Below are 22,625 nucleotides of genomic sequence, written 5' to 3' on the forward strand. Positions count from 1 at the left end.
CTAGTTGCCCAGCGTCGTCAGATCCGGGTAGTTCGAGACCTCCCAGCCGCCGTCGACGACCAGACTGGTTCCGGTGATGTACGAGGCGTCGTCGCTGGCGAGATAGAGGCAGGGGCCCGCGATCTCGTCGGGAGTTGCTGCTCGGGACATGGGGATTCGGCTGAGAAACATGTCGCGGGCGGGTTCGTAGTTCATGACCGGCGCGACCAGTGGCGTGTCGACCAGGCCGGGTAGAACGGCATTGACCCGGATCCCCGACGCAGCCAGTTCGATCGCGGCATTCTTGCTGAACATCTCGACTCCGGCTTTGCCTGTCGCGTATGCGCTCCCGTAGGGGCTCGGCACGTGCGCGTTCAATGAGGACACGTTGACTATCGCACCACCGCGACCATGCTCTCGGATATGCCGCGCTTCATGTTTGGTGCAGAGGAAGACGCCCTTCTGCACCAGGTCGATGGTGAAGTCCCAGTCGGCCTCGTCGAGGTCGACGATCTGCCCCACCCTCGACGCACCGGCAACGTTGAAAGCCAGATCGATACCGCCGAATTCCGCCGCCGCGGCAAGGGCCTCGGCAACATCGGATTCCTTGGTGACGTCAGTGGGAACGGCGAGGAAAGCCCCGCCGTGCTGGGAGGCTATCTCTTTCAAACCCTCTGCAGCGATGTCGATTCCAGCTACCTGTGCGCCTTCGTCGATAAGCCTTAGTGCGATGGCTGCACCGATACCTGATGCTGCTCCAGTGACGACTGCTGTTTTCCCGGCAAATCTGGACGTGTTAATGGGCACCTGCTTTCAAGAACTTTCCGGTTCGGCGGTTGCCGAGAACGGGTGCTGCTTCTCCGTCGCCGAAGACGTACTCGCCGCCGACGAACACTGCGGTGACGGTCTGGTCGTTGCGATTGACCATGCGGGAGAGGTTGTCGTACTCCACAACCGGGCTTTCCGCGTACGCGTCGAGCGAATCGTCGAGATGAGCGGGATCGATCACAACCAGGTCGGCGCGATCACCTAATCGAAGGTGCCCGGCATCGACGTCGTACCACTCGGCGAGTTCACCGGTGAGACGATGCACCGCTGCCTCGACGGTCATGAACGGACGGCCGACCTTTTGGGCATCGTAGACACGTCGTAGTAGGCGTAAGCCGAAGTTGTAGAACGCCATGTTGCGCAAATGCGCTCCGGCGTCGGAGAACCCGAGTTGGACGCCATTGTCCTGGGCGAACTTGTCCAGAACCTCCGGCCGGTGGTTCGAGATGGTTGTGCGCCAACGCACTTTCGTGCCGTGTTCGAGGACCAGATCCAGGAATGCATCGACAGGGTGGAGGCCGCCACGTTCGACGCCGACCTGCCCGAAGCTCTTGCCGACCAGGGATTCGTCGGGGCAGGACACGATCTCGGCGTCGAAGAAATCGCGATGCCAAACTTTGACACCGAACTTCTGGTCGTAGTCCTTGCGGAATTGTCGACGGTAATCCTCGCTCTGCATGAGGACGTTGCGTTCCATCTCGTCGGTCAGATGCAGTGCTGCAGCGCCGGATCCGAACTCCTCGAAGACAACCAGGTCGATGCCGTCGGCATATACCTCGAAGGGAACTGGTAGGTGCTGCCAGCGCAGGTCGCCGCCGAGTCGATTGACCAAGTGTGCCAGTGGGCCGAGTATCACCACGGCCAACTTGTTGGACTTGATGTCGGCCGCCGAAAGCATGCTCGTCTTGAGTCGCTTACGCCAGATACCCGCGCTGGAGAACGCCATCGCTCCGGTACTCATCGGGTTGGAGAGGTCAGGTCCGGCCTGAAATACCCGTCCCCGACGGCGCAGGATCGCATTGAGTCGGCGTCGTTCTTTCGTGGTTGCATACGTCGACGGCAGCGTGCGTGAGCGGCAGGTCTCGCCGTCGAGTTTGTCGAACAACAATTGCTGACTGGACATCCCGACGAATCCTGCGTCGAGAGCTTCGGTCAACTGTGCTTCCATCGACGCGAGTTCGGCGTCTGTGGGATGGACGTCCTTCCTGGTAGCACGATCCAGTCCCATCTCGGCGGCCCGCATATCGGAGTGTCCGATGAAGGCTGCAACGTTGGGACCTAGCGGAAGCGCCTCTAGTGCAGCAACATACTCGCTCGCAGAGTTCCAGGTCTTGGCACGGTTGAGTGCGTCGACGACGTGCTTACGCGGAATTGCCTCTACTCTGCCGAAGAGATCACCCGCGTCGGAGGGGCTGGCGTGAATGGTGGACAGGGAACACGATCCGACAAAGATCGACGTGACCCCGTGTCTGAGAGATTCGCTCAGCGCCGGGCCTTCGAGGATCTCGACGTCGTAGTGAGTGTGGATGTCCACGATGCCCGGGATCACCCACTTGCGCCTCGCGTCGATTACACGGGGACAGTCGGTTTCGTCGAGTGGATCGAGGGAGATGGCAGTAACCAACCCATCGCGGATACCCAGATTGCGGACAGCTGGTTTGGCCCCGGTGCCGTCGAACCACAGACCGTTGTTGATCACGGCGTCGTAGGTCATGAGAGAACCACCTTTGCACGTATCGTTTTTCCGGTTGCATTGCGGGGCAGAGGAGTTGTGCTCAGTTTCCACTTCACCGGCACCTTGAAGTAAGCCAGTCGTTCGGCGACGTAGTCGCGTAGTTCTTCTTCGCCGGCGGCTCCCTCACTCCGCAAAACGACGACGGCTGCAACTTCTTGGCCGAGGTCTGCCGAATCAATGCCGATCACAGCGCATTCGAGTACGGCGGGATGCTCGTCGATGGTCTGCTCGATTTCGAGAGGGTAGACGTTCTCGCCGCCGCGCAGGATCAGGTCGGATCGGCGACCCGTCAGGCGGAGTCGGCCGTCCTCGAACACTCCGAAGTCGCCGGTTCGGAGCCATCGATCAGGACCGATAGCGGCTGCAGTCGCGGTCTCGTCGTTCCAGTACCCCAACATCACATAGGCGCTGCGCGCACAGATCTCACCTTCCTCGCCGTCGGGGACTGCAACACCGAAGGGGTCGCGCACCTCCACGCTCACCCCGATGATCGGCCGGCCGAGAGTTCCGGGGAACGCGGCAAGTTCCGGTGGTGTGGCAACTGAAATGCCGGTGGAGGATTCGGTGAGCCCGTAGCTGTCGACCAAGGTGTGCTGCGCAAAAGGCAGGCGTGCGCGCAGGCGGTCCTGCAAGGCCGGAGATGACGGTGCAGACGCGAGTGCAAAAGCCCTCAGTGAGGTCAGGTCGTACTTCTCGAGACTGCCGTACTCGAGGAGACGGGTTGCCATGGTGGGTACGACCGCCCAGTTGGTGACCTTCTCGCGTTCGACGAGGGAAAGGACTTCGTCGACGTCGAAGGCGCCCTGATGGATGACCACCGCTCCGCCCGTCGCGAGTCGTGGGATCGCCAGGTTATGCAGGCTTGCAATGTGAAACAGCGGCGCGGTCAGCAGATACCGCAAGTCACTCGGTCGGCCGTCGCTGGGTTTGCCGGTGAACGCCGCAGCGAGGCGATCGCTGTAGCGGTGGTAGTCGATGACGGCCAACACGTTTCGGTGACTGTGAACAGCCCCCTTGGGGCGGCCGCTGGTTCCGCTCGTGTACAGGATGACGGCCGGATCGTCCTCGTCGACGGACGTGCGGGGCAGTGCAGAACCCGAATACTTCTCCAACAAGGTAGGTAGATCTTCTTCCATCGTGAGCACGGGAACATCGGTGTTCAGTTCGGAAAGAATCTGCGCGCGTTTGGCGTCGGCGATCACCACTGTAGGGGTGGTGTGATCGATGCCGTACGCCACCTCGCGGGCCACCCACCACGAGTTGAATCCGACGGCGATGGCACCGAGGGACTGAGCCGCCCAGAAGGTCATCACCCATTCCGGCGTATTGGCAGCAAGTATGCCGACCCGATCACCCTTGCGGACGCCGTACCGCTCGCGCAGCGCCGTCGCCAATGCTGCTACGGCCTCGCCGTGCTCGAGGTAGCTGAAGCGTCGGTCCTTGGTCACCAGATAGTCGCGTGATCCGTAGTCGAAGGATGCAGCGAGCACGTCGCCGAGTGCCTTGTCGCGGTTCTTCATGACGGGCATCGAACTGCCCAGTACATCCTCGACTTGCATCTCGAAAGGACCACCGGGGCCGGTCAGCCCGGCCATGACGGACGCGATGAATGCTTGTGTATCAGCGGAAGTAGTCACGTGAAGTGCCTTTCGAAGATTAGGGTACGAGCACTGCGCGTCCGGTGACCTTGCCGTGTTCGAGACGGTCGAGTGCGTCGCGGGCATCAGCGAGGTCGAAGGGGGCTACTTCTACCGTTACCAGACCGGCCTGTGCCAGGGCGATGGAATCGACGAGGTCGTTTCTGGTGCCGCCGTACGACTTCCGGATCGATGCGCCCCACGGCCAGCCTGGTCCGCCGGCAGCTTCGGCAGTGATTCCGGGGTTTCCGCCTCCGAGACCTACCATGCGATACGCGCCGTTCGGCGCAACCGCTTGAACGGACATCTGTGCAGTTGCGTCGATACCGACGAAGTCGAAGATGACTTCTGCGCCTCTGGCCGATGTGAGGTCGAGGATGTGCTGCGCGGTGTCCGGTCCCGATTCGAGCGTGATGTCGGCGCCGCAACGTTTGGCGAGATCGAGTTGATCCTGTCCGACATCGACGGCGATGATGCGCACGGCACTGATCGCGCGAAGTATCTGTACTGCAACGTGACCGAGTCCGCCGACGCCGATCACGACGGCGGTGGCACCGGGCTGGAGATGTTCGCGGGCACCGCGAATGGCGTGGTAGCTCGTCAGCGCTGCATCGGCGAGTGGTGCGGCCTGCAGGAAGTCGAGGTCGCCGATGGGTACGAAGGAGCGAGCCGGGATCTTGACGTACTCGGCCATCCCGCCCTCAGGGCCGAGTCCGGGGCAGGGCGGCATCGCGGTGCGTCCAGCGGCGAGGCACATATTCTCGTTGCCGCTCATGCATTCTCGGCACTGTCCACATGACCAACAGAGGTAGACGACGCCACGCTCTCCGACGGAACGGCCGTCGACGCCACTCCCGACGGCTTCGATCGTTCCGGCAATTTCGTGGCCGATCGTCAGCGGTTCTTCGCGCATCTTGTACGGAAAGTGCAGGAGATGGAGATCGGAGTGGCAGATTCCCGCTGCGCCCACCCGAATCAGTAGTTCCGACGGACCGATCTCCGGGACCGGCACGTCGTTGATTTCCAGGAGCCCGGGCCCCATGAGCTGGGCTGCCTTCATGAACTGACCTCGCTGACCTCGGAGTTGTATGCGGCGCTCAGGTAGGCGTTGCTGCGGTCGGATCCGATCAGACCCGGTGCCATCTTGTTCATGACGTAGGCGAAGGTCATCCGTCGGTCCAGATCGTTGACCAGCATCGAGCCGCCGATACCTGCCCACCAGCAGGCGCGTCCGTCGGGAATCAGTGGCGCGGTAACCGGATGTGGCAGTCCGTAGCCGATGCCGAACTTGAGTGGTGTCATGATCCCGAGATCGATACCGTCGGCTTGGATCTCGAAAATCAGGTCGATGGTGCTCTGCGAGAGCAGCTTCCGGCCGTCGAGCACACCACCGTTCGAGATCAGGGATTGGACCCGAGCGATAGAACGTGCGTTGCCGTGGCCGTTGACTGCGCCGATCTCGGCTTCCCGCCAGGGTGCGGTGTTGACCTCGGGGTAGTCGAGCAGTGGGCAGGTCAGGGTCTTGATGAAGATGCTGTCCTGGTCGAGCGTGGACAGGTCGAACTCCAACGCGGGCGGCGGAACCATGGTGGCGATTCGACCGAAATGCTCTGCGGACGTGCCGATATGGAAGTCGGCTCCCAGTGGACCGGAAAGCTCTTCGGCAAAGAACCTGCCGAGAGTTCGCCCGTCGATGCGACGAATGACCTCACCGACGAGATGGCCGTAGTTGATCGCGTGATAGCCCGACGCCGTACCCGGGGTCCACCAAGGCTTCTGGGTAGCGAGGCGAGCGGTGGACGCCTCGAGGTCGTAGATGTCCGTCAGTTCGATCGGGCGCTCCCAACCGGAGACGCCAGACGTATGCGACAGGAGGTGGCGAACTTCGATGTCTTCCTTACCGTTTGCCGCAAATTCGGGCCAGTAGTGAGCAACTTTCTGGTACACGTCCAATTGGCCGCGTTCGACCAGCAGGAGCGCACACAGGGCCGTCATGGTCTTGGTGATGGAGAACGTGTTGACGATGGTGTCGCTGCCCCATGGAGTGGTACGGGATTCGTCGGCGTACCCGCCCCAGAGATCGACCACGGATTCTCCGTCGACGGTGATGGCAACGGAGCCGCCGAGTTCTTCACCGGATTCGAGTTGAGCCTCGAAGGCGGTGCGGACGGCGTCGAACTCGTTGTCGCAGTGACCGTTCACCAGACTCATGCGCGATCCGCCTTCTCGAGTTCGTGTGCTGCTGCACGCGCTGCAACAGGTAGCTTGTTTCCGGAGGCCGCAGCACGCTTGGTGCCCTTGGCGATTTCCTTGTTCATGTTGCGGACGTAGGGATCGAACTCGAGCTGGATGGTGTGCCGCGGCGACTTGTAATAGGGGGCGAGGAAGTACGCCTCGTCGGCCTTGGTGATCTCCTGCATCTCGTTCGCAGACGGCAGTTGGTATTTACCGGTGAGGTAGGCCGCGACGAGCTTGCTCTGCTGCTCGGCGAAGTTGACGAGCGTCGGCATGGGCTGCGCGAGTCCCATGAAGAAGAGGTTGTCGATTCCGGGCTTCATCATTCGTTTGAACAGTGGGAATCGGTTGTCCCTGTCCGGCAGCAGATTCGGATCACTGAAGAAGGGGAAGCTGATGTTGTAGCCGGTGGCGCAGATGACCACGTCGACGTCCTCGGCGGTGCCGTCGGCGAAATGAACCTGCTTTCCGTCGAGTTTGGTGATCGCCGGCTTGAAGGTGATGTCGCCTGACCCGGCGCGTCCGAGGAACTCGCCACTGGCTGACGGATGTGCCTCGAAGGGGCGGTGATCTGGCTTGGGTAGTCCGTAGCCCTCCATGGTTCCCAGGTTCTTGCCGAGGAATCGACGACTCAGGAACAGGCGCAGCCCCCGAGGCATCCAGGGCGGGGTGATCAGTTTGTCTCCCGGCACGCCGCCCAGGTATTTCGGCAACACCCACACGCCGCGGCGCGCCGAGACGATGAGCTTGTCGGCGAGGTATCTCTGCCCCAGTTCGGAAGCAATGTCCAAGCCGGAGTTCCCCATTCCGACCACGACTACTTTCTTGCCGCGCATGTCGATCGGATCGAACGGGTCGTTGTAGCTGTGGCTGTGCATGAGGACGCCGTCGAACTCGCCGGGGTAGTCCGGGATGTTGGGATCCCAGTGGTGACCATTGCAGACCATCAGGACGTCGTAGGTACGGACTTCGCCGTCCGAGCGCGTGATGGTCCACAGTCCGTTTGCATCACGCTCTGCGGCAACAACACTGGTGTTGAAGATGATCGACTCACGCAGTCCGAAGTGCTCGACGTAGTCCTTGAAGTACTGGAAGAGTTCGGAGTGGTGCGGGAAGTCGGGAAGGTCGGCAGAGACCGGGAAGTCCTCGAATGCCAAGCGCCACTTCGACGTGTCGATGTGCAGGCTCTGGTAGCAGGCCGACATCCCGTTGGGATTCTTGTAGTACCAGTTTCCGCCGACCTCGTCGGACGCTTCGTAGCAGTCGAAGGGTATTCCGAATTCCTTCATTCGCTTGGCCGTCGTGATTCCGGTGGGCCCGGCGCCGATGATGCACACGCTCGGCAAGGGGGAGGGGCTCATTCGCCATCGCTTTCTGTTCTGTCTCGGGCGTGCGCGAAGAAGAATCGAAGCCCGAGAAGTGACTTGAGTCATAGTGCGCCATTCGCTGACGATGTGTCAATGAATGACGCAATGTTTTTTGATGACGGTGAGTCGGTGATTTGCCAGGAAGTCGAAATGCGAGCAAGGTGGGCGACGTGAGCACGACTACCGATGGCCCGAAGAACAGGCGGGGAACCCTTCGCGACGAGCAGAAACGAGCGACGCGGGCCAAACTCGTGGACGCCGCACGCACTCTGTTCGAGGAACGGGGATACGCGGCCGTGACGGTCGATGACATCGCCTCGGTCGTCGGATGCAGTAGAGCCACGTTCTACGTGCATTTCGCCAGCAAAGTGGAGATGCTCAAGACGATCGGCGCGGCCGGGATGGCGGCGAGTGCGTTCGCTTTCTACATCGATCTCGATCGGGTCCTCGACACGAACTCTCGCGGGGAATTCACGGCTTGGTTGGAGCGTGCCTTCGACTGGTTCGACGAGAACAAACGCCTGCTGCCGGCCTGGGACGAGGCCGTGGCACTCGAACCGGAGTTCCGCGAGACAGCGAGAGACGGTATGACCGAACTACCGAATGCCATGCCCAAGTATCTGGGTCGGTGGCCGGTGGAACAGCATGACGAGGCGAGGTTGCGCGTCGAATTGCTTGTGAGCCAGCTGGAGCGATTTTTCACACGCTGGGCCGTGCAGGGGACGATCGACGTGACTCGGATGCAGGCGGCCGAAGTTCTGACCGACATCTGGTTCCCGGCTCTGTCTCCGGAATCGAAGGGCGTCGGCGAGCGGTAGAGGCTAGCTCGGATCGATCTCCACGCCGATCGCACCGGTGAGCAGTTCTCGGGCTCGTTCGATGGGGATCGAGCCGCTCAGCCAGCGTTCACTCAGACCCTCGACCAGGGCGGTGAGTCGCTCGGCGGCGTCGGCCGGGCTTGCCTTCGGATCAGCGAGCCCGGCATCCTGCGCTTGGCGGATCAAAGATTCGACGTCGTCGGCCCACTCTTGCGTCGTGGTGCGTAGCGGTTCGCGCAGCTCGTCGGCGAAGACTGCGCTTGCTCGGAGTTCACCCCAGGCGATGCTGTTCTCTCGAATCTTCGGGGCATTCTGAAACTCCAGCAGGAGCATCTGCTCGAGCTGCGCACGAGGGTCTGTCTCCGTGAAGGCGCTTTCGGTGTACAGCGCGGCGCGATCGTTGATGTGATCGAGGGCCCGGCGCAGCACACCTGCGCGGTTTTGGAAGTGGTAGTAGATGAGTGCTGTCGACACTCCGGCCTCGGCAGCGAGCGTCTCCACCCTCAGCCCGCGTACGCCGTGTTGGGCAATGACGCGGACTGCTGCTTCCAAGATTTGCGTTTGGCGGTTCGACACGAGTCCGAATTCTACGAGGGTGGTCGGGACAGGTTTCTAGTCCGCGGGTTCCTGCTGGGTGGTGCAGTGAATGCCGCCACCACCCGCGGCGATGGCGTCGATGTTGATCTGCACGACACGGCGGTCGGGGAAGAGGCGCTCCAATTCGCTTCTGGCGGCCTGGTCGGCCTCGGGGTCACCGAACTCGGGTGCGATGACCGCCCCATTGCATACGTAGAAGTTGATATATCCGGCTGCGAAATCGTCCGATTCGAAGTCGGGCCTGATCGCGACCGGCGCCTCGAGGACCACCACTTCCAGCTTCCGTCCCTGTGCGTCGGTCGCGTTCTGGAGAATCTCGAGGTGACGTGCGGTCACGTCGTGGTCGAACGACTCCGGGTCTGTGTCGAGGCCTGCGACCACGACACCTGGGCGTGCGAAACGGGCGTAGAAGTCCGTGTGGCCGTCCGTGATGTCCTTGCCGGCGATTCCCGGTAGCCAGATGATCTTGTCGAGACCGAGCAGGGGGCCGAGTTCGGCTTCGACGTCCGACTTCGACCATCCCGGGTTGCGGTTGTTGTTGAGTACACAGCTTTCGGTGATGATGGCTGTGCCTTCGCCGTCGACCTCGATGCCGCCGCCTTCGAGGATCAGGTCGGTAGGCAATGATTCGACTCCCGCACGGGCGGCAACGAAGGCTGCGACCTGGCCGTCCTGATCAAAATCCTGCTTCTCGCCCCAACCGTTGAAGTTGAAATCGATACCCGCTTTGGTCCCGTTGCCTTTCACGAATACGGGGCCGGTGTCGCGCATCCAGAGATCGTCGAGAGGCGCGGCGATCAGTTCGACCGATGGGCCGACGAGGGAGCGAGCCAAGTCCAGTTGCTCGGAACGAACAAGCATCGAGACGGGCTCGAACTGCGCGATGGTCTGCGCGATCGTCGCGAGGTTGCGCTGGACCTCGGGCAGGAGGGCTGCTCCCCAGATCGCTTCGCTGGTACCGAACGCCATCCAGGTGCGCTTATGTGGATCACCCTCTTCCGGCATCACCCACTCGCGAAGATCGTCGTCTCCATTGCTCCCGCCCGAGGCTGAGTCGGAATCGCCGCAACCTGCCAAAAAGAGGCCACTGAGCGCAGCGGCGGCTGCCTGAATGAACCGACGTCTTTGCATTGCGGTGACTCCTTGTGCTGTGTGCGTGCGCGCCCGGTCCGCGTCCTGCTTGCATGGAGCGTAAACCTTGACTGAAAATTTAGTCAAGGAAGTAGTGCCAGTTCGAGACCGTTTCGGCGGGCGACACGACGGATCGAAGGACTCATCCGTCGGAAGGTCACGAGTCGATGAGTCCTTCGACCGTTCCCCGCCATCCGCGGCGCTGGTAGTCCCGGGGCGACATGCCGTGGGCACCGATGAAGACCTTGGTGAATCCGGACGCGTGCGCGTAGCCGAGTCGACGGGCGGTCTCTCCGGCCGAGAAGCCCTCCTCGAGATAAGCGCGGGCGAGGGTCATCCGCAACTGACCGCGCCAGCGCGGGAAGCTCTGGCCGGTGGCCGCTACGAAGCGTTTGTGGAGCAGGCCCTCGTCGACGCCGAGTCGAGCGCTCCACTCCGGCAGCGTGCGCGAATCGGTGGGGTCCGCGCGGAGTGCGGTAAGGATCGTTTCGACAGGATCGGTTCGGCCGCCGGGTGTCCGCGTCGCCGCGCTGTTTCGGATCAGCCTCGAGATCCTCGCTGGGTCATGGATTTCGGGGCGCAGAAGGGTGTAATTCGCAACGACCGTGTGCAACAGATACGCCTCCGCTTCGCGCGCGAAGTGCAGCACTCGTGGCGGCGGTGCAGTGACGGGAGAGTCGCCAGGCTGGGATCCGAGCGGAAGTAGAAGCGAACCCTCCGCGATCTCGACGCTGTTGCGTACTCCCGCGGGAAGCCACATCGCGTCGCCCCGCCTCAGATTCCAGGTTCGGTCGCCGAAAGTGACCCGGGCGGAGCCTCGGTAGATCCAGACGACGACGTGAAAGTTGTTGACCCTGGCCCACGTTCCGCTTGCAGGAATCGTCGGCGGTATCGGCGCCGAGCCTGAGTGGGCGCCTTCCTCGGACAAGAGTGCGACGCTCTGTGCCAAGGTCTCGTTCTCATGGATCGGCGCTGAGCCTTGGTTTGCACGTGTGTAGTCACTGGGTGTCACACCGGTGTGTTCACGGAAGGCACGGGTGAATCCCGCGGGCGTCGCGAATCCGACCTGCCCACCCGTCCATCCGATTTCGCGGCCGGAGTTCAGGTATGCGATTGCTGCCGCGATCCGGGCCGAGGTGCGCCAACGCGCGAAAGGCAACCCCGTCTCCTCCGTGAATCGGCGCTGCAGGGTGCGGACGCCGATCTTGAGTTGCCGGGCGAACTGGGAAAGCTCCGTGTCGTCGGCTGGCGTCCGTAGAAGCGTGCGAGCGATCTCGAGGGTCTCGGCCGAGCGTGGCAAATTCGGTGGGGCGTACGACACCGAAGCGTCGGCGTCGTTGGAATGGGCCCCCGCGACAAGCTCGAGTAGTCCGGCCCCCACAGTCGCCCCACCGCGCAGAAATCCCAAGTTGTGCGCGAACTGGTGGACGAGCCAGTCCTGCCAGGCTGCCGGGATCTCGAAATCGATGATCCGGTTCAACGTGGGCGGCAGGTCGGCAGCGGGCATCGGAATGGGAAACGCGACCGCTCCCGGGTCGACTCGGATGCTGTAGGCGATTCCCGCGGGCACCCAGGTTGCCGCCCCAGCGGTCACGCTGCGGGTGCGGTCGCCAATCTGTAGTTCCGCGTGTCCGGTGTGTACCCAGAAGAGCAGTGGCTCACGTGCATTCGCGATCAAGGAGAGTCGGGACGCGGGGATCTCGGGGACTTCGCCCGCGGAGAACACCAACCGTGGTCCCACGTATGCCCTCCCGATTCAGATGCTTTCTCACGCAGCCACCGATGAGTGTAAGAAGTCGGCACGCACGGATAACCGTAACCGATTAGGGGAGGCTAGCTTTATTCAATGGCCCTTCCGCCGTGATCGAGCGTGGGTCGACCCCCCCGTCTGTGCGTTTCCGAGGAGTCTTTCCGTGCCCCGAAACACCCGTCCGACAACGGCGTACTCAGTCACCTTGCGTGAACTCGAGGTACGTCGGGTGACAGACGTGACGCCGGGCATGCGGAGAGTGACGCTCACCGGAGCGCAGCTCGACACCTTCACAAACGCCGACGGCTTTGCCGAGCCCGCCTTCGTCAGCACCGGCTTCGACGACGACCTCCGATTGTTGTTCGCCTATCCTGGCGAAACCGATCCGGTCTTGCCGGTGATAGTCGACGGCACTGTGACTTTCGCAGCGGGACGCCGTCCACTTGCCCGCGCGTACACCGTGCGCCGTTACGATCCGCGAACAAGGGAACTTGACGTCGATTTCGTCGTTCACGGCGGTGGAGTTGCTACCACCTGGGCGCGCGACGCCGGCCCTGGCGACCGAATGCACATCGCGGGTCCCTCTGTATCGCAGGGACTCCCGGAAGATTGCGAGTATCTGCTCGTCGTCGGTGACGAGACGGCGCTACCTGCGATCGCACGTCTGCTCGAGGAATTGCCTGCCGATGCCAGGGGGCATGTGTTCGTCGAAATTGCGGACTCGGCTCACATTCAATCGGTGCGCGAGTTGCCCGGGGTGAGTGTCACGTGGTTGCCACGCGAGGGGGCGGAGCCCGGCACTACTTCTTTGTTGCTCGACGCGGTCAGTGCTGTCGAATGGCCTGACGGACGCGTATTCGCTTGGCTTGCAGGCGAACAGGCGACGATTCGCTCGCTTCGGCGTCATTTGATTCGTGATCGAGGAATTGCGAAGACCGACATCGATTTCACCGGCTACTGGAAACGCAGCGACACAGTGCGCACAGATTCCTGACCCGGCTCCATCGCTCGGTAAGACCGAAGCGCTCGATAACACCGAAAGGCAGAAATGACAGTCCTGCGCACCAGACGATCACGGATCATCGGACTGATCGGGGCCGCGCTCGCCGCAGCGCTCCTTGTGTCCGGGTGCTCGGCCTCGGCCGAAAACTCGAAAACGGCGTCCACTCCCGGTTCGGAGGGGAACGCCCTTCCCGCTGCGGAAGGAACGACTACTTACCCGCTGACCCTGGAATCGCCATATGGTACAAGTATTCTCGAGAAGCGCCCGGAGCGGGTTGCCGCAATCGTCCCCAATGCCGTCGACACGGAAATGCTCCTCGCGCTCGGCGTCAAACCCGTTCTCTCCTCGTCGATGGTCAAGGAGTCGGCTTCCCAGTCGTACTTGCTGCCTTACGGCGCAGAGGATCTCGACACCTTCGAGTTCGCGATGGGCGGCACACTTCCCGTCGAAGCGATCGCCGCGAGCGAACCTGACCTCATCGTCGCCGTCGGCTGGGCCGACGGCCTGGGTGGTTTGTCGATGGGCGATTACTACGAACGTTTGTCCTCCATCGCACCGGTGGTGACGAGCCCCGACACGAAGTCGCGGATGCTCGTGCCGTGGAAGGAATCGATCCGCGTACTCGGCGAGACACTCGACCTCTCGAAGGCAGCCGAAAAGATCGTGGCGGACCATGATCGGTATTTTGCGAAGGTGCGTCAGGAGAACCCTGAACTCACTGGCCTGACCGCAACCTGGGCGATCTTCTACGGAACCGGCAATGGGCTGCAGTACCTTTCAGCGCCCGATTCGGCTCCGGCAACTTTCTTGGGCGAGCTCGGTTTTGCCGAGAACCCGCGTGCACAGGAGTTCGTCACCCAAAGCACTGTCGGCGAGGAACTTCTCGAGAACATCGATGCGGACTTCCTGCTGATCGGCCGCAGTGCCGCCGGCAGCGAGGAGGATTTCGACAAGCTGACCGGCGGGAAGCTCTTCCAAGCGCTGGGAGCGGTGTCCTCCGGTCGTTGGGTCGCTCTGCCTCCTCGCACCGCCGACGGTGGCGACGTTCTGTGGGCAATCACGAGCGGTGGCCCGATCGGAACGATCTGGGCGGCTGAACATATCGTGCCGCTCATCAGCGCGAAGCTGTAGGCGTACAACTGGAGAACGGAAAGCCCTCACCCGTCGCCACACGATTGTGTGGCGACGGGTCGTTCGTACAGCAGGTGTCCCGGGTTTGAGGGTTGCCTATGGGACGAAGAAGGTTGCGAAACCCGGGGTGACAGGTCCGGCGGCAGGCAATATGGCGACGGCAACTTGCCCGGCTCCAGTCTGCAGGGTTGCCTCTCCCGGGGTTCCTTGGTTGTCGCCAGAAAGCCGACCGGTGCCGGAGGCTCCTGTCGAGAGGTTCATCCAGCGCACTTCCGTCGAAAGCATGCAACCCCACCGCTCGTCTTTGGCGCCGGTGATCGTCACCGTGCCAGGTTGTTCGCCGACTACCGCCACACAGTGGACAGGGGGTGCGTCGAAGCTGCCGTTTGGGTTCCCGAACGGCGCCGGGTTGATTTGGAACGGAACGGTGACCGCAGCGGAGGCAACGGTTGCGGGCGCGAGAACCGATACGGCCACTATGGATACGCAGGCAGATAGTCGGCGTACGAGATTCGTCACGGTAACCTCCGGTAATCGAAGACGGTGTGGTGCCCATGCTCTACCCGGAGCGCAATTACCGCAAGGGGATCCAGTTTTCGAGCCAGCGGCGGTTCATGAATCGCTGAGTGCGTGAGCGTTTGTAGAATCGTTGTCCTGCAACGCGTATCGGTATACGAAGCCTGTATTGGGCGGTGAATAGCCCAATCGTGCTGGGCTCCACCGAAAGTACTAACTTTCCAGCCATCGGCCAGCCGGCTTGCGGTGTAGCTCGACAAAGCTGGTGTTGTTCGCAAGGCGGGCTGAACGATTTCTCAGGGAAGGCAATGGATATGGATGATGCGCTCGTTCCGCTCGAAGATGCACTCCCGCAGCTGTTCTCGCATCTTTCGCGGTTTCACGCTGGCGTGAGGGGTCTGCGGCGTGGGCAGCCAAGCCGCGTTTGGGGGTCGAGCCTCTAACTGTCGAATGATTGCGACAGCAGTGGATTTCGTTGGATAGAAGTGCGGAGACCAATCCTGTGTCGGTAGCTGCGGGTCTCGAAATCACGTTTCATCTACCAAACAAATGCTTGATCGCTAGAGTGTGTGCGACATCGAAAGCCCGACAAAGCTCGATTTCGAAGGAGTTCGTATGGTTGCACCTCAGGCTTATGTCGTCGATGCGCTCCGCACTCCGGTGGGTAAACGGCACGGCTCGCTCGCAGGAGAGCACCCAGCGGACATGGGGGCCCACGTGATCACATCGATTCTCGACCGCACTCGACTGGACCCGATGGCCGTCGACGATGTGATCTTCGGTTGTGTCGACGCTATCGGGCCGCAATCGGGCAACATTGCCCGCACCGCCTGGCTTTCAGCAGGCCTACCCTTGGACATCCCAGGAACGACAGTCGACAGACAATGCGGATCTTCACAGCAAGCCGTCCACTTCGCAGCGCAAGCGGTCATGAGCGGGACCCAAGATGTGGTGCTTGTCGGCGGTGTGCAGAACATGTCCTCGATTCCTATCTCGGCGGCAATGCGTGCCGGCAACGAGTACGGATTCGACACGCCCTTCAGTAAGTCCCGGGGGTGGGCAGCACGATTCGGTGAGGCCGAAATCTCACAGTTCGTCGGCGCCGACCTGATTGCCAAGAAATGGGGTATCAGCCGTGAAGACATGGAGGAGTGGGCACTGCAATCGCATCAGCGTGCCCGTGCTGCCATCACAGACGGCCGATTCGAGCGTGAGACAGTGTCATTGGGCCAATGCGTCGTTGACGAATGCCCACGAGAGACATCCATGGAGCAGATGGCTGCACTGCCCGCATTGAGGGATGGCTCGTTGCTGACGGCTGCTGTGGCTTCGCAGATCTGTGACGGCGCATCAGCGGCCCTGATTGTCTCCGAGAAGGCGCTCGAGGTTCATGGATTGAAGCCACGTGCGCGCATTCATCATATGAGCGTGCGCGGCGACGATCCGATGCTGCAGCTCTCGGCGCCGATACCCGCGACGAAGTATGCACTGGCGAAATCCGGCATGGCGATCGGCCAGATGGATACCGTAGAAATGAACGAGGCATTCGCTTCGGTAGTTCTGAGCTGGTTGATCGAGACGGGTGCAGATCCCTCCCGGGTCAATCCCAACGGTGGTGGAATCGCATTGGGCCACCCTCTTGGGGCCACTGGCACCAAGTTGTTCGCCACGATGTTGCACGAGTTGGACCGCATTGATGGACGGTACGGACTCCAAACCATGTGTGAGGGTGGCGGGACCGCGAACGTCACCATCATCGAGCGGCTGAGCTGAAATCGCCGACTGCGGTCATCACCTGGGTGCGACGGGACCGGCAATGTATCCACGCGTGTAAGACAAGCGATGTCAGAGGGTGATCGTGCGGGTGGGCTCCCAGATGGCGGGGTCGCGGTGGGTGACGACGAAGACGGTGGCCGCCAATTCCCGCACGGCGCCGGCGATACGGCGCTCGGTGGCCTCGTCGAGGGCCGAGGTGGCTTCGTCGAGAACCAGGACGGGAGCGTCTTTGAGGAAGGCGCGAGCGATCGCCACCCGCTGACGTTCGCCACCGGAGAGAGCGGCACCCTGGTGTCCGATGTCCTGATGAATGCCGAGCGTCGAGCGGTCGAGAACGGCGCCGAGGGCAGCGCGCCTGGCGGCGTCCTCGATCTCGGTTTCGGTAGCGCCCGGTCTTCCAAGTCCGATGTTCTCCCCGAGGGTGCCCGAGAACACGAGTGGGTCCTGCGGCACGTAGCCGATGTGTGCCGCCAGGTCGTCGTAGGGCAAGTCGCGCAGTGAAACTCCGCCCAGAGTGACGCTGCCTTGGTCCGGATCGTCGAAGCGCATGAGCAGCCCGAGAAGTGTGCTCTTCCCCGTACCCGAGCGTCCTGCGACGAGAACTCGCTCACCCGCGGGGATCTCCGCGGTGATGCCACGCAGAACCGGAGCGTGATCTACCCCGGCGACCTCGATGTCCGTTCCAACAGGGCGCGCGGCGTCCCAGGGTGCGGGCTCGGCCAGTGCGGGAGCCGAAGTCGCTGTGCGGTAGTCGCGAACCGTTGCGCGCAGTTCATTGACTCCGATTCCGGCCAGGGCGAGTTCGTCGAGCGGCGCAGCGGCGCGAGCGGTGAGGACGACGAGGGCGAGAGCGGCTGCGGGATCGTCGAATCCGGTGGCGGCGAGGAAAATCACTGCGCCTGCCAGCGGCACGATGGTGGCGATCGCCGAGATGAATGTCGCTGGTACCGCGGCGAGATTTGTCCGTGCAAGCGCGGCTTCCTGGTCCCGCCAGCTTCGCTCGATTCGTTCGACGGAACGTGTGGGACCGGCTGCTGTGCGCAGTAATTCGAGGTGGTCGGTGAGCTCGAGTGTCGACTGCGTTGCTGCGAGCTCGGCTTCGTGTCGGCGCTCGTCCGCTCGGCTGAGCGCACGTTGGGCCAGCGTCTGAGCGACGAGCGACACGGCGAGCAGTCCACCGACGAGCAGCATGACGCCCGGCCCCGCGACGACCGCGATCCCAGGAAGCAGGAGCAGCGGGATCAGCGGTGCAACCAGGAAGGTCTGAAGTTGGTGCGCGGGAACACTCATCAGCGACGGGATTCCGCGCCCGGCGACGGTGGCGAGCAGTGCCCGGTTGTCGTCGGTGAACCAGGACAGTTTCGCACGGGCGAAGGCGTCGCCGAGAGCGTCGTAGAGATCGCCGACGAGTCGAGCCCCGGTGAAGTAACCGCCCCGTGAGACCAGGACGGTCACGAAGAGAGCGATGGTGGCCGTGGCCAGGACGAGGACCGGCGACCGGTGATCAGCGATCGAGAGCGCGAGGGTGGTGTACGCGATCGCTTCGAGGACAGCGACGGACACCCAACCGAGTCCGATGGTGATCAAGCGTCGTCGGGCTGCATTGGCGCTGTTCATTATTCGGCTCCAGTCAGGGCTGCATTGTGCGAGGCGGCGTCATTCACGTTTCGACCGCCGAGGTCGAGTCGATCGTCGGCATCGTCTGCAAGAGCGGGGTCGTGGGTGACGATCACGACCGTCTTTCCTTCGAAGTGCGCGAGATGCCGCAATTCTTTCAGCAGTTCTGCCGCTGTCCGATCGTCGAGTGCACTGGTCGGCTCGTCGAGTAGCAGTACTGCTGCGGGCGAGAGGAACACCCGAGCGATCCCGACGCGCTGACGTTCTCCTCCGGAGAGTGAAGTGGCGTGGGCGTCGAGGCTGACGTCGATCTGTGCCCGGCGTAGTGCGGCGGTGTATTCTGCGTCCGTTGCATCGGGGGCGGCCAGCGCGATGTTCTCGCGCACCGTGGCAGGTAACACGTCTGCGCCCTGGGGTGTGAGCAGAACGGACTGTGGCCGCAGGTTCTCGTCGATCGCGGTGATGCTACGACCTGCGTAGCGGACGGTACCCAGTTCCGGGATCTCGAAGCCGGCCAATGCTTTCAGGAGCGTCGACTTGCCCGCTCCACTCGGTCCCGTGATCGCAGTGATCGTGGCTGGGCGGAATGCATGCGTGACGTCGTCGACGACTCTGCGGTCCGCGATCGTGACCGTCAGGTCGACGATCTCCAGGTGGTCGGAGGGACTCGCCGCCGGAACGGTGAGTGCTTCACCGGCAGGGAGAGTGGGTTCGTTCAGGGCAGTGGCGAGCCGGACCGCAGCAGAGCGTCCAGCCGCGACGTAGTCGAGGCCGTGCCCGAGTCGCAGGGCCGGTGTCACGATTGCGAGGCTGAAGAGAATGGTGGCGGCCAACGTCGTTGCATCCCAGTGATATCCGACGGCATAGGCGATCGCGAACGTCGCCGTCGCCTGCATGAGGGCAACGGCGACGGCCGCAGGGGTAGCCACGAGTCGAACGCGCTCCTGCATTCCCCCGGTGAACCGTGCTGTCGATTCTGCATAGTCGGCGGCAGCGCCGGTCTGCGCGCCGTAGATCCGGCAGACGCGGATGCCGCGGGCATAGTCGTCCACGGCAGTCACGATGTCGCCCATGACATCTGCACTTTCGGCGCTGTGCCGAGCGGCCATTCGGGGGATCGCGACCAGGTAGAACAGAGCTGCCACGATGCCGGGAGCCAGAGCGAGAAGCGCCACGGGGCCGGCTGAGGCAACCAACGCCGCGATCGTGACCGCGGGGACCACGATGAGTGTGGCGAACTCGGCCGGTAGGTGCGCAGTCATATGGTGCAGCGCCGAGATGTCGTCCGAAACGAGCCTCCTCAGTGCGTCTCCGCTGTAGCGGGACAGCGTGCTTGCCGGTAGGCGAACGAGGTGGGCTGCGAGCTGGCGTCGAAGCCTGGCCTCGAAGAGTGACTCGGCGTGATGCGAGAGCCACGACGACGTGGCAGCGAGCGTTACCCCGGTGAGCCACAGCCCACATGCCCACCCGGCCCAGCTCATCGACGGTTCACCGATGAGTTGCACGACGCACCAGAGCGCCCCGAGCATCGCGACCCCCGACGCTGCGGCCGCGACGACCCCGGCAGCCAATGCAGGCAGCGCCGGGCGCAAGGCCGGGACCAGCGACGGTTCGACGAGAGGGCGGGGCATGGATAACTCCTTGAATCAGCGTCAGAGTGCAGGCACGACAAATGACCGAGACCTAAGGTTAGGGGTCGATGGCTCCATGTGGTTATCGCCGTATGCCGATTTCTTACACTTGCCCAGCATCCGTCGGTGTCAGGATGCGGCCGAGATGGAACTCATGACGTCTTCCCACACGCCCATGACTGCGGGTTCGGTTGGACCCGTTTGGGTGAAGACTGCCACGCATTTGCGGCGGAAGTCGTACATCTCGATCGAGCTGGTCAGGCCGTGAACGCCGTGGGTGCGGGTCAGCCAGCACTCCGAGACACCATTCAGGTCGATCATCGTCCGGCAGGTGTCGGACGCCAAAGTCAGCGTCCCCCCGAACATGGCTGCGGCGTCGAGGTCACCACGGTGGATCTGCAGGCATCCGTTCCCGGCGACGACGGTCGTGACGGGCAGTTGGTGGTAGGACAGGTGCTCCATCCCGGCAGCCATGAGGTGAGGATCGACTCGCCGGTAACCGAGGGCGCCCAGAGCGACCAGGCCGCTACGACGTTCGCTGCCGCCGTCCGCGAGGATGAAGTCGAGCTGTGTCAGCTGATCGGCTTCGGCCCAGAATGCGGGCGTATTCGATGTCTGGATGGGAGGGCTTGTTTCCCTCGCAGTGCTCGGCGCAGTTCGCATCGCTTCGAAGGCGAGACGATCCGAGGCCGGGGTCAAATACGTGGTGTGTGAACTTGATCCGTGGATGTCGAACATGCGGAGCGTCGGCGGTAGGTGCTGCCCTGCTTCAGTGGTCACCACCGAGCCGAGGGAGGCAACGTTCAAACGTAGAGAGACGAGCCCGGGCGCGCAGACCAACGGATCGCCGGGAAATGTCGGAACGGAGTACTTGCCCGAGTCGTTGACAGCCACCGGACCTGCAACGGTGATTGCTACGGCGTCGTCCAAGAGTGGCAGCATTTTGCCGACTACCTCAGGTGCGGTGTCGATCAGTCCGCCGCGGAATCCTGGACGCGCAAGCAGTGCGTCCAGGTCCGACATGCGTGCCAAAGCTGCGCAACGACATTCGCCACGGTGCGGGCACATCTCAGTAGACATCCCTTAGGTACCGCTTCGATCGTTTGAGGTTGTTGACGTAATCCTCGGCGGCGTCCGCATCCAACCCACCGTGCTCGGCGACGACCTCGTGCAATGCGTCGTCGACGTCCTTTGCCATCCGAGTGGCGTCGCCGCAGACGTACATGTGCGCACCGTTTTCGAGCCAGTCGAACAAGTCTCGGCCCTGCTCGCGCATACGAGTCTGGACGTAGATCTTCTCGGACTGATCGCGCGAGAAGGCCAGATCGAGGCGAGTCAGGACACCGTCACGGGTCAGCCCGTTCAACTCGTCCTCGTAGATGAAGTCGCTCGACTGATGCTGATCGCCGAAGAAGAGCCAATTCTGCCCCGACGCGTTGCGCGCGCGACGCTCGTGCAGGAAAGCGCGGAAGGGTGCGATGCCGGTTCCGGGGCCGATCATCACGACGGGAACAGCGTCATCGGCTGGTAGGCGGAACGAATTATTCTTTGAGACAAAAACTCCGACCCGATCGCCCTCGCCGACGCGGTCCGCCAGGTACGTCGAGCAGACGCCGCCGCGGTCCCGCTCCCCCGAGCGGTAGCGCACACTCGCTACCGTCAGATGGACGGTGCCGTCGTGGGCCAGCGGGCTGGAGGAGATCGAATAGACCCGATGTTGCAGCGGGCGAAGAAGTGTAAGCAGATCCTCGGGATTCAGGCGAATGCTGTTGTCCAACTGGAGGAGATCGAGAACGTCCTTGCCCCACAGCCACGCATCGAGCGCTTCCCGATCTTCCGTGTCGAGAATATGCTGCAGTTCGGCGTCGCCGCTGCGTCGGGCGATGTCTTCGATCAAATCGCGCGAGGGAATGGAGATCTCGTAGTCGCTGGTCAACACCTGGTCCAACGGTACGGACGAGCCGTCTTTCGCGGTAACCACGTAATCGCCGCTGACACCGAGCTGATGGATGATCGCCTCGACGAGGGCGGGGTCGTTGATCGGGCGGATGCCCAATCCATCTCCGGCCTCGTAGTCCAGACCGTCCTCGCCGAGCGCAAGGGTGAAGTGGCGGACTTCCTTGGCTGAGTCCTCGCCGGACAACAGCCGGTTGGCGAGGACGGTTGCAGGATAGGGGTTCTTGCGAGTCCACTGGGGCTTGGTCTTCGTCTGAGCGGGCGCAACCGGCGAGGCAGCGGCCCCCGCATCACCGTCGACACCGGCCACCGCAGCGACGGCCCGAACGATCCACTCGGCCGCCGGATCCTCGTAGTCGACGTCGCAATCGGTGCGGTCGACAACCCGGGTCCCGCCGAGCGCTTCGAAGCGGGCGTCGATGTTCTTTCCCGACTGGCAGTACCCGTCGTAGCTGGTGTCACCGAGTGCGAGTACTCCGAAGTAGAGACCCTCCAGCCGGGGCGCACTCTCGGATTCGACTGCATCCCAGAACAGCTGCGCGTTGTCGGGCATCTCGCCCTCGCCGTAGGTGGAGGTGATGACGAGCACCCGGCGCATGGCGGAAAGTGCATTGATATCCACGGTGTCCAGACTCGCGACAAGTGGTTCGAGACCGTGGGCACGAGCAGCTGCGGCTGCGTCTTCAGCCAAGGACTCCGCGTTGCCGGTCTGACTTCCGTAAAGGATGTGCACGGCTGCGCCGGCAGCTCTCTCCACTGTCGCTGTTGCAGTACCGGTTTGACCGGACATGACAGTTCGCGAGTGTAGACCGGCCAGGAATCCGGAAAGCCACGCGCGCTGGTCGCCGGTGAACGGTGCGTATTCGGGGATGTACGGGATTTCCATGATTTGAAGCTCACCTACTTTCAGGGGAGGAG

At 62.6% G+C, this 22,625-nt stretch carries 18 protein-coding genes; 4 read left to right on the forward strand and 14 right to left on the reverse strand.

From position 1 onward, the window contains the following. The 6 genes from ABH939_RS23835 to ABH939_RS23860 are packed head-to-tail and all read right to left on the reverse strand — an operon-like array spanning position 1 to position 7,775. The gene (locus ABH939_RS23835; protein WP_317418975.1) at positions 1–786 is read right to left on the reverse strand and encodes an SDR family NAD(P)-dependent oxidoreductase; all 786 of its coding nucleotides are present in this window, start codon (positions 784–786) and stop codon (positions 1–3) included. Beyond that, on the reverse strand, positions 776–2,521 hold the full coding sequence (locus ABH939_RS23840) for an amidohydrolase family protein (RefSeq protein WP_065351588.1): 1,746 nt from the start codon (positions 2,519–2,521) through the stop codon (positions 776–778). The genes ABH939_RS23835 and ABH939_RS23840 overlap by 11 nt, the downstream gene beginning before the upstream one ends. Next, positions 2,518–4,179, reverse strand: coding sequence for a class I adenylate-forming enzyme family protein (locus ABH939_RS23845; protein WP_058038402.1), 1,662 nt, complete (start codon positions 4,177–4,179; stop codon positions 2,518–2,520). Before ABH939_RS23845 ends, ABH939_RS23840 begins: the two co-directional genes overlap by 4 nt. 19 nt (positions 4,180–4,198) lie before the next feature. After that, complete coding sequence (locus ABH939_RS23850; RefSeq protein WP_404650245.1) at positions 4,199–5,239, reverse strand: NAD(P)-dependent alcohol dehydrogenase; 1,041 nt, start codon at positions 5,237–5,239, stop codon at positions 4,199–4,201. Further along, entirely contained in the window at positions 5,236–6,390 is a 1,155-nt protein-coding gene (locus tag ABH939_RS23855; protein WP_372025530.1) for a serine hydrolase domain-containing protein, read from the reverse strand. The genes ABH939_RS23850 and ABH939_RS23855 overlap by 4 nt, the downstream gene beginning before the upstream one ends. After that, positions 6,387–7,775 (reverse strand): flavin-containing monooxygenase, encoded by a 1,389-nt coding sequence (locus ABH939_RS23860; protein WP_372025528.1) that lies wholly within the window; start codon positions 7,773–7,775, stop codon positions 6,387–6,389. Before ABH939_RS23860 ends, ABH939_RS23855 begins: the two co-directional genes overlap by 4 nt. A gap of 167 nt (positions 7,776–7,942) precedes the next feature. On the opposite strand from ABH939_RS23860, the gene ABH939_RS23865 reads away from it, so the two are divergent. Then, the gene (locus ABH939_RS23865) at positions 7,943–8,599 is read left to right on the forward strand and encodes a TetR/AcrR family transcriptional regulator (protein ID WP_372025526.1); all 657 of its coding nucleotides are present in this window, start codon (positions 7,943–7,945) and stop codon (positions 8,597–8,599) included. Between the two features lie 3 nt (positions 8,600–8,602). On the opposite strand, the gene ABH939_RS23870 is transcribed toward ABH939_RS23865, so the two are convergent. From ABH939_RS23870 to ABH939_RS23880, 3 genes are all read right to left on the reverse strand, one after another. After that, complete coding sequence (locus ABH939_RS23870; RefSeq protein ID WP_050654996.1) at positions 8,603–9,175, reverse strand: TetR/AcrR family transcriptional regulator; 573 nt, start codon at positions 9,173–9,175, stop codon at positions 8,603–8,605. A gap of 36 nt (positions 9,176–9,211) precedes the next feature. Further along, complete coding sequence (locus ABH939_RS23875; RefSeq protein ID WP_372025524.1) at positions 9,212–10,327, reverse strand: agmatine/peptidylarginine deiminase; 1,116 nt, start codon at positions 10,325–10,327, stop codon at positions 9,212–9,214. A 157-nt stretch (positions 10,328–10,484) separates the two neighbouring features. Next, positions 10,485–12,068 carry an AraC family transcriptional regulator gene (locus ABH939_RS23880; protein WP_030536181.1) on the reverse strand — a complete coding sequence of 528 codons (1,584 nt, stop codon included), beginning with the start codon at positions 12,066–12,068 and terminating at the stop codon, positions 10,485–10,487. Between the two features lie 172 nt (positions 12,069–12,240). Here ABH939_RS23880 and ABH939_RS23885 point away from each other — a divergent pair, with 172 nt between their 5' ends. Next, positions 12,241–13,071, forward strand: coding sequence for a siderophore-interacting protein (locus ABH939_RS23885; RefSeq protein WP_007730297.1), 831 nt, complete (start codon positions 12,241–12,243; stop codon positions 13,069–13,071). A gap of 54 nt (positions 13,072–13,125) precedes the next feature. Continuing rightward, a complete protein-coding gene (locus tag ABH939_RS23890) occupies positions 13,126–14,211 on the forward strand; it encodes an ABC transporter substrate-binding protein (RefSeq protein WP_372025521.1) in 1,086 nt (361 codons plus the stop codon). 96 nt (positions 14,212–14,307) lie between these two features. Here the strand turns inward: ABH939_RS23890 and ABH939_RS23895 are convergent, their stop codons facing one another. Next, the gene (locus ABH939_RS23895) at positions 14,308–14,688 is read right to left on the reverse strand and encodes a hypothetical protein (RefSeq protein ID WP_372027922.1); all 381 of its coding nucleotides are present in this window, start codon (positions 14,686–14,688) and stop codon (positions 14,308–14,310) included. A gap of 654 nt (positions 14,689–15,342) precedes the next feature. On the opposite strand from ABH939_RS23895, the gene ABH939_RS23900 reads away from it, so the two are divergent. After that, positions 15,343–16,500: an acetyl-CoA C-acetyltransferase gene (locus ABH939_RS23900; protein WP_030536178.1), complete on the forward strand. Its 1,158-nt coding sequence runs from the start codon at positions 15,343–15,345 to the stop codon at positions 16,498–16,500. Between the two features lie 72 nt (positions 16,501–16,572). Here ABH939_RS23900 and ABH939_RS23905 read toward each other — a convergent pair whose 3' ends face one another. The 4 genes from ABH939_RS23905 to ABH939_RS23920 form a co-directional block, all read right to left on the reverse strand. Further along, positions 16,573–18,120 (reverse strand): ATP-binding cassette domain-containing protein, encoded by a 1,548-nt coding sequence (locus tag ABH939_RS23905; protein ID WP_404650247.1) that lies wholly within the window; start codon positions 18,118–18,120, stop codon positions 16,573–16,575. Beyond that, positions 18,120–19,751 carry an ATP-binding cassette domain-containing protein gene (locus ABH939_RS23910; protein ID WP_404650249.1) on the reverse strand — a complete coding sequence of 544 codons (1,632 nt, stop codon included), beginning with the start codon at positions 19,749–19,751 and terminating at the stop codon, positions 18,120–18,122. The genes ABH939_RS23905 and ABH939_RS23910 overlap by 1 nt, the downstream gene beginning before the upstream one ends. 129 nt (positions 19,752–19,880) lie before the next feature. Further along, the gene (locus ABH939_RS23915) at positions 19,881–20,774 is read right to left on the reverse strand and encodes a hypothetical protein (RefSeq protein WP_054188368.1); all 894 of its coding nucleotides are present in this window, start codon (positions 20,772–20,774) and stop codon (positions 19,881–19,883) included. A 46-nt stretch (positions 20,775–20,820) separates the two neighbouring features. Further along, entirely contained in the window at positions 20,821–22,593 is a 1,773-nt protein-coding gene (locus ABH939_RS23920; RefSeq protein WP_404650250.1) for a sulfite reductase subunit alpha, read from the reverse strand. Positions 22,594–22,625: the final 32 nt, after the last annotated feature.

Origin of the sequence: Rhodococcus sp. 27YEA6 (assembly GCF_044908235.1) — a bacterium.
GTDB classification, from domain to species: Bacteria; Actinomycetota; Actinomycetes; order Mycobacteriales; family Mycobacteriaceae; genus Rhodococcus_F; species Rhodococcus_F qingshengii.

What these genes read in the sequence shown, in the direction of transcription:
- ABH939_RS23840 (WP_065351588.1), bottom strand. Translation starts at nt 2,521, where the DNA reads ATGACCTACGACGCCGTGATCAACAACGGTCTGTGGTTCGACGGCACC.
- ABH939_RS23850 (WP_404650245.1), bottom strand. Translation starts at nt 5,239, where the DNA reads ATGAAGGCAGCCCAGCTCATGGGGCCCGGGCTCCTGGAAATCAACGAC.
- ABH939_RS23855 (WP_372025530.1), bottom strand. Translation starts at nt 6,390, where the DNA reads ATGAGTCTGGTGAACGGTCACTGCGACAACGAGTTCGACGCCGTCCGC.
- ABH939_RS23860 (WP_372025528.1), bottom strand. Translation starts at nt 7,775, where the DNA reads ATGAGCCCCTCCCCCTTGCCGAGCGTGTGCATCATCGGCGCCGGGCCC.
- ABH939_RS23875 (WP_372025524.1), bottom strand. Translation starts at nt 10,327, where the DNA reads ATGCAAAGACGTCGGTTCATTCAGGCAGCCGCCGCTGCGCTCAGTGGC.
- ABH939_RS23890 (WP_372025521.1), top strand. Translation starts at nt 13,126, where the DNA reads ATGACAGTCCTGCGCACCAGACGATCACGGATCATCGGACTGATCGGG.
- ABH939_RS23900 (WP_030536178.1), top strand. Translation starts at nt 15,343, where the DNA reads ATGGTTGCACCTCAGGCTTATGTCGTCGATGCGCTCCGCACTCCGGTG.
- ABH939_RS23905 (WP_404650247.1), bottom strand. Translation starts at nt 18,120, where the DNA reads ATGAACAGCGCCAATGCAGCCCGACGACGCTTGATCACCATCGGACTC.
- ABH939_RS23910 (WP_404650249.1), bottom strand. Translation starts at nt 19,751, where the DNA reads ATGCCCCGCCCTCTCGTCGAACCGTCGCTGGTCCCGGCCTTGCGCCCG.
- ABH939_RS23915 (WP_054188368.1), bottom strand. Translation starts at nt 20,774, where the DNA reads ATGTCGGACCTGGACGCACTGCTTGCGCGTCCAGGATTCCGCGGCGGA.
- ABH939_RS23920 (WP_404650250.1), bottom strand. Translation starts at nt 22,593, where the DNA reads ATGGAAATCCCGTACATCCCCGAATACGCACCGTTCACCGGCGACCAG.